General features: G+C 40.5%; 12 protein-coding genes. 6 read left to right on the forward strand and 6 right to left on the reverse strand.

Annotated elements, in window-relative coordinates:
* Nucleotides 1-261 precede the first annotated feature (261 nt).
* From AU255_RS00485 to AU255_RS00510, 6 genes are all read right to left on the reverse strand, one after another.
* Nucleotides 262-1,224 (reverse strand): fibronectin type III domain-containing protein, encoded by a 963-nt coding sequence (locus AU255_RS00485; protein ID WP_080521047.1) that lies wholly within the window; start codon nucleotides 1,222-1,224, stop codon nucleotides 262-264.
* 148 nt (nucleotides 1,225-1,372) lie between these two features.
* Nucleotides 1,373-2,149 carry a hypothetical protein gene (locus AU255_RS00490; protein ID WP_143735820.1) on the reverse strand — a complete coding sequence of 259 codons (777 nt, stop codon included), beginning with the start codon at nucleotides 2,147-2,149 and terminating at the stop codon, nucleotides 1,373-1,375.
* Between the two features lie 49 nt (nucleotides 2,150-2,198).
* Entirely contained in the window at nucleotides 2,199-4,385 is a 2,187-nt protein-coding gene (locus AU255_RS00495) for a TonB-dependent receptor (protein WP_080521049.1), read from the reverse strand.
* A gap of 60 nt (nucleotides 4,386-4,445) precedes the next feature.
* Nucleotides 4,446-6,623, reverse strand: a complete 2,178-nt coding sequence (locus tag AU255_RS00500) for a cytochrome-c peroxidase (RefSeq protein WP_080521050.1) — start codon at nucleotides 6,621-6,623, stop codon at nucleotides 4,446-4,448.
* A gap of 323 nt (nucleotides 6,624-6,946) precedes the next feature.
* Nucleotides 6,947-7,942: a hypothetical protein gene (locus tag AU255_RS00505; RefSeq protein ID WP_080521051.1), complete on the reverse strand. Its 996-nt coding sequence runs from the start codon at nucleotides 7,940-7,942 to the stop codon at nucleotides 6,947-6,949.
* Nucleotides 7,943-9,222: 1,280 nt separating this feature from the next.
* Nucleotides 9,223-11,328, reverse strand: coding sequence for a TonB-dependent receptor plug domain-containing protein (locus tag AU255_RS00510; protein ID WP_080521052.1), 2,106 nt, complete (start codon nucleotides 11,326-11,328; stop codon nucleotides 9,223-9,225).
* Between the two features lie 484 nt (nucleotides 11,329-11,812).
* On the opposite strand from AU255_RS00510, the gene AU255_RS00515 reads away from it, so the two are divergent.
* The 6 genes from AU255_RS00515 (at nucleotide 11,813) to AU255_RS00540 (ending at nucleotide 18,763) form a co-directional block, all read left to right on the forward strand.
* On the forward strand, nucleotides 11,813-12,508 hold the full coding sequence (locus AU255_RS00515; protein WP_080521053.1) for a Crp/Fnr family transcriptional regulator: 696 nt from the start codon (nucleotides 11,813-11,815) through the stop codon (nucleotides 12,506-12,508).
* A 544-nt stretch (nucleotides 12,509-13,052) separates the two neighbouring features.
* Nucleotides 13,053-13,562, forward strand: coding sequence for an RNA polymerase sigma factor (locus AU255_RS00520; protein ID WP_080521054.1), 510 nt, complete (start codon nucleotides 13,053-13,055; stop codon nucleotides 13,560-13,562).
* Between the two features lie 620 nt (nucleotides 13,563-14,182).
* The gene (locus AU255_RS00525; RefSeq protein WP_080521055.1) at nucleotides 14,183-15,172 is read left to right on the forward strand and encodes a FecR family protein; all 990 of its coding nucleotides are present in this window, start codon (nucleotides 14,183-14,185) and stop codon (nucleotides 15,170-15,172) included.
* A 153-nt stretch (nucleotides 15,173-15,325) separates the two neighbouring features.
* Complete coding sequence (locus tag AU255_RS00530; protein WP_143735821.1) at nucleotides 15,326-15,553, forward strand: DUF6364 family protein; 228 nt, start codon at nucleotides 15,326-15,328, stop codon at nucleotides 15,551-15,553.
* Entirely contained in the window at nucleotides 15,543-15,983 is a 441-nt protein-coding gene (locus AU255_RS00535) for a PIN domain-containing protein (protein ID WP_080521057.1), read from the forward strand. The genes AU255_RS00530 and AU255_RS00535 overlap by 11 nt, the downstream gene beginning before the upstream one ends.
* A gap of 221 nt (nucleotides 15,984-16,204) precedes the next feature.
* Nucleotides 16,205-18,763, forward strand: coding sequence for a TonB-dependent siderophore receptor (locus AU255_RS00540; protein WP_080521058.1), 2,559 nt, complete (start codon nucleotides 16,205-16,207; stop codon nucleotides 18,761-18,763).
* The last annotated feature ends 12 nt before the right edge of the window (nucleotides 18,764-18,775 follow it).

Here is an 18,775-nt window from a genome sequence, read left to right on the forward strand (position 1 = left end):
AGAGCAGTTGATAAATCACAACTAATAAAAGATCCTGGTGTAAAACTCAAGAAGAGTTATGCGGGTGTTTACAAGAAATGCCTGAATGCTAAATTGCAGTAAATCGGGGATTTAAAGACCAAATAAAGACAGTTATAAATACAAACTTTCAGGTGTTTTCAATAGCAGCAACTCTGGCCGCGTGATATAGACTGTATTATCCTAGAAAACCTGTTATATAGATTCTGTAATTTAAGTTACATGCCGGAAGGGAAGAGTTTTTTAATAGGCGGAAAATTCTATAAGCCCCGTGTTACCTCCTGTACTGGAAACGACCTCAAGGCGAAGACTGGAAGTACTTTTGTTTAGTGCAAATGTATAGGCTTGCTGCGTATCGGGAAGTTCAAATGGTCCTAAAACTGCATCATTATCCAGAATCAAATTAAAACTCAGTATTTTTGCACTGCCATCCGCCATGGATCGTGACCAGACCTGCACTGAATTAATCCAGGTACTTTTTGCTAATGCCACCTCAATAAATGCTTGATCTCCATCTCCAGCAGAGGACCAGGCGGTTGCAGATGAATCATCAAGTGCACTATTTGCTCCCCAATTCGCTTGATTACTTCCTCCACCATAATTACTACTGACCGATGCGACATAAGCCCCGTTATTTAACGACAAAAGATTTGCATCAGCTGCGGCGCTTGCGCTTAACGTATTAAAACTAGCCACAGGGCTCCAGTAAAGTCGTCCTTGTGCATCACTTCCCTGAACACGGTAAAAATACGTACTATCCGGATTTAAACCACTGAGTATCGGATTGTGCTCGGTTATGGCACCCCCATTCATGCTGCTATCGGTTGCAATACTACCAAACTCAAGACTGGTGCCATACATTACCGAGCATGCCAGCGGAACCGTTGAGACAAAATGTAAGCGCGCATTAGTTGCTGTGATATCAGTTATCACAGGCCCATCACCTTCAGTCACATTAGCAAGTTGGTATAAATTGGGCGGCACCGACTCAGGCTGTAACTCACCATAAGTAGTCACAGTAAAGGTCAGCGGATTATTTGCCTGTTTTTGCTGCTCAAGATTGGCCCAGTAATAATGAGTGTCTGCGCCCGATCCAAATTCAATAAGCGGTATTTGTAAAGCGAACTCGGCATCTAAACTGGCCGGTTGAGCAAACACAAGCGTTGAAACACAATATAGACTGATAACATTAATTTTTTTCAACATAATAGCCTGAGGAGGTTAACTGCGACTGAAAACCCGGTCATTGACCGGGCCAAAGTGAATTGGAGAGACTAAACCAGTCACAAAAAAATATTTTGGCTGAGCTATTGATAACTCAATAGCTCATTCTGGCAATTGCATTACTTTAGGCTTAATTGCACCCAGCCTGTTCTAACCAATCGTAAGCATGTCCAACATCCATTATTTCGCCGCTTGCTGGTAAATAATAGATATGGTTATCCATGGAAGAAATACCTACGTAGGCATTGGTACCTGAATAATAACGAAAATAGTAGGGTGGAAAAGTTTGGGAATTTGCAACGCCCTGCACAGGTGAAAATAAACCCGCAAAGTTATTTTCCGCCCAGTCAAATAAACAATCCGAATGTGTCATGTCGCCTTCGGCAACCCGAATTGTTTCTGATAAAATTAAATTCTCACCTCCCATGGGAAAATATACCGGATCATGCCAGGATAAATGATACATGCAGTGTCTTATACCCTTATTGTCTTGCATTAAAGCAAGAGAATTACAGTCCATATATCCCAATTGCTCTGTATCGGTTGGACCTAACGTGGGATCTTGCGCATCAAAATTAATGGCAACATAAATATTATTATTTATATTGGGAGAAGTCGCTATTTCGGTGGTATTCATGTTGTAAGCAACCGCGGTGATCCCGCCTTTATTATCCAACATAGTTTCGAGTTGATAACGAACCGGCTCTATAGTCCCCATCAACGTATCGTCTAATAGACCTTGAAGATTGCTTATCTGTTGAGTAGCGATATCATAATCAAATGTGCCATAGAAAATGGAATTATCAAAAAAAACCAGCTCTACCTGATAACGAATTGGCGCCGCCTGCACGGGTTTTAAGAAAAAAAATAGTGGAAATAACAAGATGATAGCTTTTAGTATTTTCATTTGAACCTCATAAAATAAAAAATTAAATCTGAGACTATAATCAGATCTTTTAATACTCAAGGGTAACCCCGACATAAACAGACCGCCCTTGACCTGGCAAGTTTTGTGTTTTTGGCTCGGATGAACTCAAGGTCATCGCGTTCTGGTCGCCAATATAAACGCCCGACAACGGGTAGTAATATTGATGGTTCAGAATATTATCCACGCCAAAATCAACAGTCACAAATTCCCACTGAAAACTGGTTTTGAAATTTAACAGAATATAAGAAGATGTTTCTAACTCATTTCTTACTTCTTGCACTTCATTTTTTGTATCAACAAATTGCATGTTAAACGTACTTTGCCAGCCTCCCAGTTTATGGTTTACCCCCCATGTAAAATTAAATGGCATCATATTATAAAGATTATCACCATCTGAACGTTTACCACGTACATAACTCATAATGGTATTCGTTGAGAATTCGCCATAAGTTGGGCTTTCAAATAAGTTCATTTCGCCCGTTATATCCACACCCCAGAGGTAGGCATCATAATTTTCAAATGTCAGGTAGTAATAACCATTTCCCGGCTGTTTTCTACACTCCTGACAAAGATCGGCATCAATATAGTTTTCCACGTAGCTGAAAAACGGGGAAATTTCAAGATTCCACACTTGCTCATCACCAGAGTCAGAAAAATTAGCGGTAAAGCCAATATTATGTGCAGTCTCCATCTTTAAATCTATGTTACCTACATAACCATTACCATCACCAAACCAGCCTATCATGGTCATCGGCATTGGACTGATACTCCATGGATATAACTCCTGCACTGAAGGTGCACGATTTTTTCGTGCGTAACCCAGGGTGTAATAACTCCAGTCATTGGGTGTATATTGAACAAGCATACTGATATCAAACGCATTAAAGTTACGTTCGTGATCCAAGGCATTAAATGCCAGTGCCTGTTCATAGTCAGTCAAAAGATAATTCGAGGTAATATTGTTATATCCCTGCACGTCGCCAGTATTCATCCACGTGCGATCGTAACGGAAACCCAGCATCGTTTTCCATGTATCTGTCCAGTATTTTTCCCATTCTGCATAAACACCAAAACGATTCCGGGTCGCATCATTCAGGTTGATAAAATCGTTGGGTCCCATCATGCTCGGAACCGTTGACGTTGCCGGCCAATAATCGTTGATGACACTGCCATGGAATTCACTGCCAAAGCGAAAGATATTGTCATCTTCATCTGATGGCAATTCGAATTCCAGTTTATAGCCATAATTTTTGCCTCGCGTTTCCATAGGCATAAATATGGTCGCATCTCTATCTGGCAAATAATCCATGGTATGACTGGTATGTTCCAAAAATAATATAGTGTCTACATTCCCCCAATCAAATAAACCGTTGTAGTGAATATTACCAAAGAGACTATCATTATTGGTTAAATCCATTCTTGCCGTTGGAAAACCCTGGTATGGAATATGTTGCTGTCCACCTTTAATTTCTAGCAATTGGTCTTCGTAATTAAATGATAATGCGAATGCTTGATTGATGTTTTCATAATTCGTAGATTTAATCACAGTACCGTTGCCATCCTGATAATTCTTACTTTGAGTATCCGAGCCTGTGTAGTCAAGGCGAGCATATTCATTGGCAATGCCTAGTCCGACACTGCCACCAAAAGCATCACCATTACTGCGATAAAATGATGACAGTTTTCCATTTAATAAGAAATCTTCACCAGCTTCGGCAAACTTAGGCTTCGCAGATTTTACAGATATTGTTCCTGCAATACTGTCACCTCCCATTCTTACCGGCGTAATTCCTTTTAAAATGGCAATGCTACCGATATTACTGCGGTCAATGCTCGCTAAGGCAGGATTCATATGATTTGGACAAATTGAGTTGACAGTCATCCCATTAACCTCAATTTTGACACGCGTGTCATTCAAACCACGAATAATAGGTATTGAAGAAACCCCACCCCCTGCTTGAAAGCTCATGCCAGCCGTGTCTTCGAGTAATTTTGCAGTATCAGAAACCTGGCTTTGCTTTTTTGCAATATCGTCTTCGTTAATGCTGTTTTGAGGGGAAACAGTAAGATTTTCGGTGTCAGCCTCAATAACCATATTATCAAGATAAATTGCCTCTTCAGTAGGACTTGAATCCTCAATACTCTCATCTGCATAAACTACGTTAAAACACAGCAATATTGCTGTATTAAACAAAATTATTACTTCTTTTTTCATTTGTTTGTTTCAGTGCTTAATTAAAGTTATATCGAAATCATATTTGCGATGGCTTTTAATTTAGATTTTTCTTAAATAAGCGTCAAAAGGCTGTAATTCAGACTCTATTCCGGATGCGCCAGTCGCCGGCACAACTAGGAAGTCGTCTTTTGCCATGGGTAAATTAAAATGCTTAGGCGTTACACGTAAATGATCACCATCGTGACCCTGCGGAATGATGAGCTCAGGATGATCAAACGGTGCACGTTGATAACGCACACGGTCATCAGTTAAGGTTTTTAAAAAGGCAATCAGATCATGGCGATTTTTTTCAGAAAATTTGAGTCTAGGTAATGGAAACACCAAAGTGGTTTCTTTGGCATCGTTCATAAAATTTCCCCCTCTGGAATAAAATTCAATCACCTGCTCCAGGTTTGCCATGCTTCCATTGTGCATATAGGGACCGGTCAATTCGATATTACGTAATGAAGGAATTTTAAAACTGGCATTTACTTCTGCGAGCATTTTATTGGTATCAGGTTTTTTCAGTTCCGCCTGCGCCGCTTGTATTGTCGGTAAAAAGGCATTTTTATCAGCGCTTAAAAAGCAGTTTTTGCTATCTTGCTGTTGCGGCTGAACGCCATCTTCAATGTTAAATACGCTCAGTGCTTTATAAGTTGGCTTAAAATTAACTGCAAACGGTATTTGAAAGTCACACGGGCGCACATGACGTACTGCATCATCCTTAACATCCTCATTCATACCGGCTAAAAATTGTAAATATTGTTTGCTAAATGACAATGGATTACCAAACTCATCTATACCGCCCAGCCCAATATCTGCCTCCTCTCTCGCGACACCGGTTGATGCAAAGCCAATATCGGAAAAAACGGTTAAGGCTTTGTTATGCACAAAAAGTGGAATGCGGTTAACCACATTGGTGGTCGTGCTGATTTCGTCAAATACACTCGGATTACTCTTTGCCAGTGTCGCGTTGGCATCAATAGCTGCTGCAGTAAAATTAGGCCCTAAATGACAATGCGAACACAGATTAATGCGAAATTGTTCGAAACCATTTAATTCCTCTGCGCTTAAGTCAATGGGTAGATTATCTTTATCGCGCCGACTTTGATCAAAAGGCGCGTTATCAGAAATCAGGGTACTTTCATAAAGCTGAATGGACAAACCAAAAAATAGCGCAAAATTTGCTTCCATTTGCTGATAAGGTTCGCCGCTTAATGGACTGCCAAATTTATTGGGCCCCTGATACGACCAATATTTGCTATTAAAAGCTTTTTTAATCAATGCAGCGTAAGTGGTATTAAGTCCGGGTTTTAAAGCTTGCTCATTGCTCAAGCTAAAAGGTGCAAGCACACTGTCATTCCAATGTACTCTCTGATTTTCTAGCGGCTGACGTGGCAAAAGCTTTCTGCCTATATCTTGCAGAGTACGCTGACTGCAACTCATTTCAGTGGTATTTAACGGTGGTGCAGTGGCAAGTGAAGCCAGGGACGCGTTAGTTAGATGCAGGCGTTCTTTGGTAACTGTGTTGGAATCATGCGCAACCCAAATTCCCGCGTCAGGATCGCGATCACCCCATGAATTACTGCCATTAAAAACATTATTCGCACGACCATCCCAAAAATTGCGATAATTAAAGACAGCGTTAATGACTGTGGGTGCATTTCTTGGTGTCACGCGTCGTGTCGCGAGCTTGCCAACATGAAAAACCTCTCCCGCTGATCGTGCACAATCTTCAAATACGCGCTTTTGAGAACTCACGCCTTTATATTCACCGCCAAATGTTCCTGCAGAACCGGTAACAAAATGGCTGTCATTGCTAACTGAACTGCTTTCTTGTAGTGGGTTTTGCAACTGGTAAAAAGGGAATTGTGCCGCTGAAAGAGATTGATTCACGGAAAATTTCGCTAACTGCTCTTTGCTTAAAGTCGTGGACTGTCCGCCAGGTGCCAACTGATTTTTTACCCTGCTATCCGCACCCGCATGGAAATGACACGAAGCACACGCCATACCATCACTGCCGATATTAGCATCCCAAAACAAGGCTTTTCCTAAAACAATGGCAGTATCTTTATCAGCTATAATGGGATCGGAGCCGTTTAATAACCCCGGAACAGTAGGGACTGGCAAATATTTTAAACTGATGGGCATAGGCCCAAATGACAAGGTATTTTCTGCATGAACTTGCAGAGAAAAAAGCAGAAGGGAAAGCAAAAACCAGCGCCATAAATAAAGCATATAAACTCCAACAGTATTGATTAAGTGCTGTTTGGTCTGTTAAAAATCAATCAGATGCATGCGTTTCTGATTTTTTATTAAACCATGCTTTACGAGTAGATTAATGCCCAATATAACTTTAATGGATAATTCGCAAACAGCCGCGGATAAATCTAAAATATAAGCAAAAATCAATCAATCTTCAAACAAAATTTCGACTCAGAAGAATCTACCTTGCAAATAAGCAACGCAAGAATGAGGGAACCACTGAAAAAGCATAGCCAAGGCCATAGGCGATGGCTATGGCTATGGCTATGGCTATGGCTATGCTTAAGCGTAGTAGTTTATTTACATCCTGCTGCTGTTGTCATAGCAGCTACATCACCTAAATCACTCATTTCACCACCAACCTGAGACAGCGAGTACATATGACTATCTTCGGAAGAAATACCTAAATAATGACCTGTTTCTGCATAATAACGGAAGTAATATTGCATAAAATTTTGAGAAGTTAATCCAGCATGTGGGTAATCAGCAGGCTCTTGCTGTTCAGTATAATTCAATAAACAATCCGCTACCGATAGCGGTATCGCAGTGACTTTAACATCAATCGGTGTATCTTCACCCTCCGTGTTGGTACCGCCTAGAAAGATGGTATAAAAACCTGGCTGCAAATTAACCAAAGTTAGATTAGAGTAGTTAGTATTACCATCAGGGCCAGCATGATGCTGCACACTACCAAAAACGCCATTTTCATATTTGTTATCAATACTGACATCATGCGCACCGGAATCAACATTGTCGTTCCAGAAATTGACATAGTCCGTCATTGAGCCATTCACATAACCTAATGTTTCAACAAGACCATTTTCTAATGTATTTCCTTCTAGTGAATCAACGACATCATTGTCGGTCGCCCAAACAAGTCCTGGCTTTCCTGGTTGTCCAACCTGGTTGAAAGCATGAATTGCACCTTCAGCTCCATCTTTATCAGCCTTTCCAGATGCTTTTGAATCTGCTACAAAATTATTATCAGCTCTATACACCGTAAATCCGGGTGCATTAGTCGCTGCTGAAGAAAGAGATACCAATACGTCAGAAGACTGCATGACTTCAAAATTAAGCCAGGCCCCTTGCATACCCCAGGCGCGATTAGTTAACGCTGGGTTACTTGTATAGCCATTTTTACTGGCATTCGCGTTTATTGTTTGAATAGTCTTTCCTGGCTCAAGCATGTTATCGCCATTAAGCCATGTGCCTGCAGCATAAGAAGCAGAACTCAATACCAGGGAAGAAGCTATTAATCCAAGCTTTGCCGATAAATCAAAAGTTATTTTCATTTAAATTAATCTCCAAAAAGAATAAATGTTAAGTTATTAACCTCATTGAGGCGTGATCAAAAATTTATTGAACTATGTTATATAACTCTGGCTCCTGGATCATTGTCCATAAAGAGCTATAAAGCTCAAAATGAGTCACCGTCAATTATTTACTGAAAACCAGAGGCGTCAGAGAATAAGACTTTTACCCAAAAAAGTGTTTACCATTTTTCCACCCTATCGCTGAGATAGCTAATACCGGCGTACCTTGCAAGTACATTTAGCAGAGAAAAATCAAAGCTACAGTAAACATCACCAGCAAACGTGTAGTGATGAACACCTCTTACGCGTACAGATGAATGCTTTAAAGTCGTAACCTTGTTGCTAATCAACTGAAAATCTTGCATAAATTTAATCAAAACACGGGGCTATTATGCGTAACCGTCGTTAAATTGACACTTATCGTGGGGGAATCCATTTACCCAGGTTCAAAACGTTTGCTATTTTCTACATTCCGCTTTTTTCTTCCCTGAATCAAACGAACTTAGTCGCGTATATAAAAGCAATTTATATGCCAAATTTTTATACTTCACCATTCTTTTTATTATCTAACTGTAAGTTAAGTACTTTATCTTATTCTTATTTACTGATAGCTTTTTAACCATTCATTGACTGACGTATATGCAACGTAAAATAGGTTATATGCCTTATATAAATATGGCAAATGACCTATTTATGCGAATCACCGTATTAAATAGACCGAACAACCTGATTACTTTATGTCTATGGAATAAGACTCGATTGATCATTGACTTAGGAACGCGCATGAAATAACATAAACAAGTTAAAAATCTGTATGATGGGCAAAGCAATAGCGCGCCCTTCAAGCTACTATATAAAGATGGGCACGTAAAAAACCTTTGCCCATCCTACAAGTTGCTCATATTATTTCGTGCATGTTCCTTACCTTCATTGATTCCCTGATCTGTGCTTCTGACAACATATCGTGCTTAATATACAGAGCAGTTCTAGGGCTAGTAGTAATAACTACGGCATTGCTCAAGATATTTTTTTGTAATTCAGGATAGACGAATTAATAAGAAAGTAGTCGTTCACGGATAAGGCTTCATAAATAAATCGACACAAACAGGATAATCCATAAGATGTCTCCACCACTTTTTAAAAACTCAGATAAAGTATCCAATAGTCCCATTTTTGGATTTTCAGTTTTTGATGCATACTGCGCCTTATATTTTAGCCAGACGTCCCTGTCGAACAGGCTAAATAAAACAGGTAACTTGTTACCAATCGTAACTCAAAGTGGCATAAAAGTTCCTTCCTTGTCCAGGCAAATGCTGACCAATTGCTGTGCCATCATTGATAGGATTTCGATTCAAGCCATTAAGGTGAATCCGGTATCCCTTATCAAGCAGGTTTTCAATACCAAAACCTACTTGCAAACCTTGCAAATACTTATATTGAGGGCGATATTGCATACGTAAGTTCCAAAGGATATAGCCGGCTGTCGGAGGCTCATCATTATATGCAGCTGTTTTTGTCTGTTTTCCGTAACCGACCAATTCAGTCCCCGCTAGCCATTCTGGTGTATCATAAAAAAAGCTGATTTTCCCATTGACTGGCGCTATTCGATATAAATTATCTTTAGCATCTGTTCGCTCACCACGGACATAGCTGAGCAAGAAATCAATACGCCAATCTTCCAGAAACCGATAACCTGCCTCCATGTCTACTCCATACAATTGGGCATTAATATTGCTAAATTCCAGAGTCGTAGGGTCAATAGCCAGAGCGGCCTGATTTTGTGTTGGCGTTCCCTGAATATAATTATCTACATAGCGATAAAAAGCTCTAGGGGTTAAATACATCTCTTTTCCTTGCCAATCAAAACCTAATTCAACTTGATAAGATGTTTCAGGTGTTAGATCTACATTACCAATATAATTGCGTCCATCGGCCAGACCACCTGTCGCATTCAGTGGCAGCCATCCGTAACGTTCCTGATAAGAAGGAGATCGAGTTTTTCTGCCAAACCCTAATTCAATAGCCATATCAGAACTTAAGTAATGGGTCAATGCAGCGACCACATCCAGATTGACATCATTTTTGAGCCGGTCACTTGCATTAAAATCAGCTGCCAGCTGTGTACCTGGTTTTCCAGGTGCAAAGATTGGGGCACCTGTTCCACTGACAGTACCTGCATTCATCCTAACCCAGTTTAACCGGGTACCTATTTCAAGAGCCCAATCCTGAACTAAATCTCCTTTCCATTCTGTAAAAAAACCATAGCGGTCACGTGTTACATCATTAAAGTTATTTATCTTAAATGGTTGATTAAACGGGTTCGTAATCACCGCATTATGTTCAATATTATCGCCATCAACGCCGAGTAATAAATTGCCCTCAAAGAGCGGGATATCAAAAGTTGCTTTATAGCCAAAACCTTCAGCAGTATTATCTGACTGACGGCGCGCGGGTTGAGCAACATTACCTCGCAGGGTATAGTTATTCATTTGGTGCTCAACATCCTGATAGCTAAATTCAGTGGTCAATTTATATTTATCCGCTATCAAGCCATTGTAATTCAAGTTGGTAACACCACCATTGGAATAAACAATATCCATCGGCAAAGAGGGCGTTCCCGATAGATGGGTATCATTATAATTATATCCAATATCAAACTGATGATTCTCGTCGTCCGTTTGAAAACCATAGCCAACTGTGCCTACATTACGTTCATAACTGCTATCCCTGTTAACGCCTTCAGACCAGGCAAAACTGTCACCCGCTTCACGACTACCTCCCCCGTGAATCTTATGATTCTGGTTGGCAATATTGGCAAATAAGCTCACATAATAGCCAGTATTAACTGAGCTATAGCCATTTGACGTTCTACCGGAAAATAAAATATCGTCATCTACAGCGAATTCACCACTCCGCGTCTTCTGAACTATATTTCCACCTAACGTTTCTATACCACTACTCACTGAGGCAATGCCGCGCTTGACACTTAATACTTCAGTCAACACTGCAGGGACATGACTTAAAGGCGCATCCATGGCATTTGAACAGGCCGATTTATAGCTCGTTCCATCAGTAATAACATTTACACGATCGCCAAAAAGTCCACGGTACTGTGCAATTCCAGTTAAAGGACCATTTGAGTTTACATTGGCGCCCGGCACTTTATGCAATAAAACGGCTGCATCTCCTGCTCCGCCCATATCGGGTTTCACTCCAACCGTTCCAGGGGTCAAAATTTCTCCCTCAATAAACATGGTTGGTAAAATTTCTTTATCAGCATCGGCTAAATCTTGCGCATAGACAGGCATTGTGCCACCAGCTATCATCAGACCAGCAGATAGATATTTAATTTTTCGTTGTTTCATAGTAACGATTCCTTGTGATGTAATAAACAGTCTGATATAAATATCTGAAGTTTCCCAATAATCGAGAAGTCAACACTAGCAATATGGGGCTGCATGATTTTCAATAGAAATTGAGCCCAGTGCGGCAAACCCACTACAAAACACCCTTATCTGTTGTTATATCCCACTAAAAACCGGTAAACTTCAGTTGCTAATTTCTTGATACTTTAAAGGAATATTACCCTAAGTAAAATGATAAATATCAATTTACAATAGGCAATCCAACCCTCTTTAAATATTGAAAATAATGGCTTATTTTTTGCTTGTTGCTGATTTTAGTCCAAAATATCATGTTTATTTCAAGTTAATTCGTTATATAGCCTAATGAAAAATGTTAAATAACAATGTTTTATTAATCCCGGAAAATTTCATCTCTGGAATAAAGTTAAATAATTTTCCAAATTAATCTTGCAATGTCGCTAACAACGGCAATGATGGCCTATTAATGAAACTCTCCTCAATCAAACAGGCCTGGAATGGTGCAGAAAAATGTAGACAGTGCCATATTCGAGAATTAGCTCTGTTCGCAGACATACAGGAAGATGACTTTAAGCAATTGCACTTTCCTATTTCTGATTTAGAGTTACAAACCGGGGATAGCCTGTTTAAGCAAAGTGAAACACCTAAATTTGTCTATACGATTCGAACTGGTCTGATAAAACTGGTACATTTTTTACCTAATGGTAACTATCGAATCGTGCGCTTGTTAGGCCCAGGTGATCTTGTTGGTATCGAGGCATTACACGGCATTCCATATTTGCATTATGCCTTTACCTTGCAAAATACCACAGCTTGCCAAATACCTGTAGAAACTATTGAACAGTTAAATCGCAAGTCTCCGCATCTCTATAAACAATTGATCGCGCACTGGCAAAGAGTACAAAGCGATGCCGATGTATGGCTTACCAAGTTAACTGTGGGGAATTCAAAAAAACGGGTTGCAAATTTGCTACTCTATCTAGATCAACAGAGCTCCAATGACTTTTTTTATTTACCTGGCCGCGAAGATATGGGCGCTCTTTTAGCCATCGCTACTGAAACTACCAGCAGAATCATTGCCGAATTCAAACGCCTTGAATATTTACAAACTGGGCACTTAGGTGCCTATATTAATAAAGACCAGCTTAAACAAATTTCTTAAACTATGAGCCACCTCAACTATTAGATGGCAACAACGTCGACATAGACTTTTGCTGATCAATTAAAAACCAATCTGGAACGCCGGTACAAAGTTAAGGGGCGAATTAATTTTACCTTTTCAGATATTTGACGCATCATTGCCGAAGTTTTTTTAGATTCGAATTTTAATAGGGTTAGCCCCAAATATAGCAATTCATCAGTAAATTTGATGGTAACCGTTTTATAACGAATGGTCGCCTGACAAATTAATACAAAACTTCAGTTTTTTAAGTTCTTCATGCTGAAAATACCATGTCTAAAAAAGTGTTATATCACACAGTTTTTGGTTAATTGCCTCATTGTATTTTTTGATTAGGCTAACCATAGAATAAAGTGTTCGATATTTTGCTGCGAATTAACTCGTATCCGCTGCCATGGTTTAATTACATAACTCAATGATCTTTTATATCTATTTATCACCTCATTAATAATGTTCAGATACGATTTAACGTACATAAAAGAGAGATAGTTTACAAAAGGTATAAAAATTGCTTATCTAAAAAATTATGCACAAGCTAAATCCCGTCAGTATTGCAGAATTATTAACCGAGCATCATCATGCGTTAAATCGTTTTGCCACCCATAAACTTGGTTCACCCGATGCGGCCTCTGATGTTTTGCAAGATGCCTATCTGCGTTTGGCCAATAGCCAGCAGACAGAAAAAATCAACAATCCGCGAGCCTTTGTTTTTCGCATCGTTTCTAATTTAATTATTGATTATCAGCGTAAAAGTGTTAACCGCATTCTACATGAGACGGATGATCAGATTTTACACTCCATCCCCGATCCGCAGGCTTTAGAAATAAGTATAGAAGGTCAACAACGGCTTGCTCTTATTAATGAGGCATTGGCACAATTACCTGAAAAATGTCGCCAGGCGTTTTATCTTAATCGGGTAGAAGGCTATACACATAAAGAAGTTGCAGAAAAACTGCAATTATCCGAAAGCATGATTGCCAAGCATTTGGTTAGAGCCATGCGTCATTGCCGAGAACACCTCAAACAAAATTTATAGGTGCGGATTTATCCATCAATTATCATTATGACTTTATCCCTATCTAGTTTCTAATTTGGAAAGGCTGAAATCTTGGTTTTCCGATGTATTAAACCAGCGTTTCCAACATGGAAGTGAGTAGGTGTTCCCAACTATCAAAGCAAAAACAGGGCGTAAGCGCCTTCATATCATCGAATAGACATCTGCGAAAAGGCATTTTCTGGCGCAGTAGATAAAAGCCGTCATTCATAAAGTCTAACAACATGTGTAGTAAATAAGCCAATAAAATCCATGTTGCCAATAAAAAAGATAAATTATGCTAACCGTGATCGAAATAGTGCTTAAAGTGCTAGCCTTTGGTTTTCAACATATTGTTATTTTCATTTTCTAGTACACTGATTGGGAAAATTTTCACAAACCGTCGATAGTTGCTTAACTACATCGCTAAAAGTTAATGCATTTTTTCCAAAAGGAGCACTTATAAACTGTTTTTAGGTGGTCATTAAAATGCCATTTTAGGGGATTAGCGCCATAATATGAATTATTGGGATTTATCCGTATAAATTCGCACCTACGTTATAATACAAATTTTTCTTTCTAAATCGTCTTATATAATAGACAGGTTTCTTTCAGATACATAAATGGCAAAAAATACCGTACCAGAAATAACTTCAATGTCAGATCAGGCAATAAACTGGGTGATTTTGTTGCATTCTGGGCAATCAACTAATGACGATAGCATTAACGCACTGCAGTGGCGCAGTCGTAGCCCTGCACATGAAAGGGCCTATGTAGAAGCATTAGTTTTATGGCAGGAAATGGGCTATGTAATGATGCCTCAGCCTGAGCAGACTCATGAGTCTTTAGATTTTAAAGAACAAAAAAGCCCTTCCCAATCTAAAATAAAATATGGTTATCTAGCCAGCTTTGCGGCGGCAGCTATGTTGTTAATTCTGATATTGCCAATCTCACGCTACGCAGACCAATGGCAGAGTGATTATTACACTCAGGTGGGCACTCAACAAAGTATAACTTTAGCAGATGGCAGTATCATCCAGCTAAACACCGACTCTGCTTTATCTATTCAGTATGAAAAAAATCGCCGCGTGATTCAACTACATCGAGGACAGGCACTCTTTACCGTAGCAGCCGATCCACAACGACCTTTTGAGGTGATAACAGAAGATATCGTTATCAGAGCGTTAGGCACTATTTTTGAGGTCTGGAATAATCAAGATGAAACACGGGTAACGGTATTGGAACATGCAGTTCAATTAAGTTCTCTGGGTAAAAATACCCATACACAAATAGCGCGTATAGAAAGCGGCTATCAAACCCAATACAACAATACAACGGGAGTGATGCACACCGAAGCCATTGATATTATAAAAAATGGTGCATGGCAACGAGGTAAGCTGATTTTTAAAAACCAGCCATTGGCGGATGTAATTGTAGAACTAGAGCGTTATTTGCCAGGGCGCATTATGATTACCGATGAAAAACTTCGCAAACTTCAAGTCAGTGGCGTATTCCCCGTACAACAGCCCGATCAGATTTTAGCAATGATAAAACAAACTCTGGCTATAAAAGTAACCCATCTTTCCCCCTATTTAACCCTATTACACAAGTAGGTACGACACTACGAACAATGACGAAGATATGTAGAATAAGGCATTACTCACAAATCCAATACAACAAAGTAAATTGTTTACTCTGTAATAAATAAAGCTGACTCTTTTTACTTATTTTTTGACACTATTTTCGTGCAGCACTATAATCGTGCCATGAAAAATATTACTATAAAACTCGATAATGATGTGGCTCAGTGGTCAAAAGTATGGGCTGCTGAAAATAACACCAGCGTTTCACAAATTCTTGGTGATTTGTTGAAACAAATGAAAAAAGAAAAAACAGGCTATGCAAAAGCGATGCAACAGTTTCTTGATGTCGAAGCATTGCCATTAAAAACATCAAAGCATTATCCTCTGCGAGATGACTTGTATGAGCGTTAAATACTTTGTTGATACTCATATTTTAGTTTATGCCCGTGACAGTACAGAACCTGAAAAACAGCCTATAGCAAAACAATGGTTAGCTCATCTATGGGAACAGGAATGCGGCAGAATAAGTGCTCAGGTTTTGAACGAATATTATGTGACAGTCACTCAAAAACTCAAGCAAGGACTTTCTAAAGAGCAAGCAAGGTCTGCTATACGGGCACTTGCAGTCTGGCAACCACTGGAAATTTCATCAACGCTGATCGAATCTTCATGGGACATTCAGGATCAGTATGGTTATTCATGGTGGGATACTCTGATCATTACTTCAGCACTATTTCTTGACTGTCGTTATTTGCTAAGTGAAGACATGCAGCATCAACAAAAAATCAGTAACCTGACGATTATTAATCCATTTCTTGTTACATGGAACGAATTGGAATAAATAAGAAAACTATTTTTACAGCCTTCTTAGACACAGAGAGAGAGCATCGAGAACACAGAGATTGTTGAATATTTTCTCAGTGTCCTCTGTGCGCTCTGTGTCCATTTTTTACCGATTCAAAACAACATAGATGCATTAATTTATAGGCATATTACAAGATTTTTCTCCTAAGCCGTCTTTAAAGATAACTCTTTAAAAAAATCGCATCATCAGGAGAATCCATGCATTCAAAAACGAGCAACAGCCGATTACAGTACAGGCATGTAACAGCAGGTTTATTATCAGTCGCCATTAGTACCGTAGTCAATCAACCGCTGTATGCCGAACAGCAAAGTAATCTGACAACTCGATATTACAATATCCCCTCCCAATCATTAGATGGCGCATTAACCGAGCTGGCGGATCAAGCTGGGTTAAAGTTATTGTATCCTGCAGAGGTTGTGAGCAATAAACAATCCCAACCTTTGTCGGGTAACTATTCGCCTAAAACAGCATTGGAAACCTTATTGCGTGATAGCAGTCTGGATTATCGCTTTACCGATGATCAATCGGTAACCGTGCAAAAGCATCAAAAGTCGATGGATGATTTGTTAAAGATTGCTGCCAGTGATGAATATCGTGTGGATGCAACGGGTGGTGGGGAGGAAGATTATACTGGGCCGGTTGAACAAGAAGACTTGACGGTGAGTGGGCGGGAGTTGAGTGGGTATAATGTAATTAATGCGAATTCGGCGACTAAAACTGACACGCCGATTTTAGAAACACCAGTATCGATACAGGTGGTACCACGGGCCGTGATGAACGATCAAAAAACCACCACCATTAAAGGCGCGCTGGAAAACGTCAGCAGCGTGCGTCCGCAATCATCTTTAGGTCTAGGTAACGGCTTTATTATCAGGGGCTTTCATAGTGACCGGGTTTATCGTAATGGTCTTGTCGCCAACGGTTTGAGTACCGGGCGAGCTGCTCAGTTTGATTCCGCCAATCTGGAACGCGTCGAGGTGCTTAAAGGCCCGGCAGCGGTTTTATTTGGCCGTATCGAGCCGGGCGGCTTAATCAACCTGGTCACCAAAAAGCCTCAGGATGAGTCCTATTATTCGCTGGAACAGCGTTTCGGCTCTTACGATTTCTATCGAACCGAATGGGATGCGACCGGTGCTATTACGGATGATAATTCGTTAAGCTATCGTTTTAATGGTTCTTATCAAAACAATAAATCATTTCGAGATTTCAATTTTAATGATCGGGTTCAGGTGAATCCGTCTGTGACCTGGCGACCCAGCGATGCCACTGAAATGTCCCTGGATGTAGAAGTTCTGCATGAGAATTATCAGGTGGACAGAGGCTTATTCGCTATCGGAGACCGCCCCGCACCAATTCCCATTACTCGCTCTTTCATTGACCCCAACGATCCTGTCGATACGAACTCCAAGGTATATCTCGGCTTCAATTTTACTCATGCCTTCAATGCAGATTGGACTATACGGAACCGCTTTCTGGCTTCTTTTGTTGACAGTAACGATATTTCTGTTAAACCCGCTAATGCCTTTACGGTAGCGGAGTTTTTAGATCCGAGTTCTGGCAATCGTACCTATTTACGTAATATATTTTCTCAAATTGTAACTTCTCAAACTTATACCACTAATCTTGATTTAACGGGGAATCTGGAGCTTTGGGGAACAAACCATCAAACTTTGATCGGTATCGATTATTTAAGATCAACCGGTACCTACCTGACCCGTGGAAACTTTCGGGAGCCAGTACCGGGCTTGGGAATCGACATTTACAATCCGGTGTACGGCATTGATCCTTCATTTTACGCCAATGCGCTGGCAACTCCTTTTCCCCCTGGGAGTAATCATTCCTATTTTAGGGATGAGTGGTATGGCGTGTATTTCCAGGATCACATCACGCTTTGGGACAAGCTTCATATACTGGGCGGTGGCCGCTATGATTGGGCGACTACCGGTCGAGGCAAGGGCGATTCGTTTAGCGCTGCTGAAGCAGATTTGCCTTCACGCAAAGATGAAGGCTTTAGTCCACGAGTGGGGATTCTCTATCAGCCCTGGGCATGGGCCAGTGTCTATGGCAACTGGACAACCTCGTTCGGTGCAAACAATGGAATAACAGCTACTGGCGCTACTATCAATCCGGAAGTCGGGGAACAATTTGAAGTTGGTTTGAAAACCGAACTTTTCGATCAGCGGCTGACAACAACGTTGGCATATTACCATTTGACCAAAGAGAATATTATGACCAGCGATTTCAACAGCCCCGATCCTCTCGCAAAGGCGGCTATTGGGGAAGCGCGCAGCCAGGGCATTGAGCTGGACATGAGCGGTCAAATCACCGATGAACTCAGTGTCATCGGCAACTATGCCTATACCGATGCACGCATTACTAAAGATTTTTCTGGGCTACAGGGCAATCGCTTGAGCAACGTTCCCGAGCATTCCGGTAGTTTGTGGCTCAAATACGATATTCATCATTATGAACCGCTGAATGGCTTGAGTTTTGGCATGGGTGTATTCGCCGCCTCACAACGGGAAGGGGATGACGCCAATACCTTCGTTTTACCAGGGTATGTCCGACTGGATGCCTTTGCCAGCTATGCCTATCAACTCGGAGATTCGCGTTTAATCGCACAATTCAATATACGCAATCTGTTGGATAAAACCTATTACGAGTCCACCGATCCTTTTCAAAACGCACCGCCGCGTGTCGGCATTTATCCTGGTGCGCCGCTGACAGCGATAGGATCGATTCGCTTGGAATATTAACTGTCATGTCGG

The sequence above is a fragment of the Methyloprofundus sedimenti genome, from assembly GCF_002072955.1.
Taxonomy (GTDB): Bacteria; Pseudomonadota; Gammaproteobacteria; order Methylococcales; family Methylomonadaceae; genus Methyloprofundus; species Methyloprofundus sedimenti.

Bases quoted from the DNA above. Each gene is read 5' to 3' on its own strand.
- AU255_RS00485 (WP_080521047.1), bottom strand. From the start codon at position 1,224: ATGTTGAAAAAAATTAATGTTATCAGTCTATATTGTGTTTCAACGCTT.
- AU255_RS00520 (WP_080521054.1), top strand. From the start codon at position 13,053: ATGCACAAGCTAAATCCCGTCAGTATTGCAGAATTATTAACCGAGCAT.
- AU255_RS00525 (WP_080521055.1), top strand. From the start codon at position 14,183: ATGGCAAAAAATACCGTACCAGAAATAACTTCAATGTCAGATCAGGCA.
- AU255_RS00505 (WP_080521051.1), bottom strand. From the start codon at position 7,942: ATGAAAATAACTTTTGATTTATCGGCAAAGCTTGGATTAATAGCTTCT.
- AU255_RS00500 (WP_080521050.1), bottom strand. From the start codon at position 6,623: ATGCTTTATTTATGGCGCTGGTTTTTGCTTTCCCTTCTGCTTTTTTCT.
- AU255_RS00515 (WP_080521053.1), top strand. From the start codon at position 11,813: ATGAAACTCTCCTCAATCAAACAGGCCTGGAATGGTGCAGAAAAATGT.
- AU255_RS00510 (WP_080521052.1), bottom strand. From the start codon at position 11,328: ATGAAACAACGAAAAATTAAATATCTATCTGCTGGTCTGATGATAGCT.
- AU255_RS00540 (WP_080521058.1), top strand. From the start codon at position 16,205: ATGCATTCAAAAACGAGCAACAGCCGATTACAGTACAGGCATGTAACA.
- AU255_RS00490 (WP_143735820.1), bottom strand. From the start codon at position 2,149: ATGAAAATACTAAAAGCTATCATCTTGTTATTTCCACTATTTTTTTTC.
- AU255_RS00530 (WP_143735821.1), top strand. From the start codon at position 15,326: ATGAAAAATATTACTATAAAACTCGATAATGATGTGGCTCAGTGGTCA.
- AU255_RS00495 (WP_080521049.1), bottom strand. From the start codon at position 4,385: ATGAAAAAAGAAGTAATAATTTTGTTTAATACAGCAATATTGCTGTGT.
- AU255_RS00535 (WP_080521057.1), top strand. From the start codon at position 15,543: ATGAGCGTTAAATACTTTGTTGATACTCATATTTTAGTTTATGCCCGT.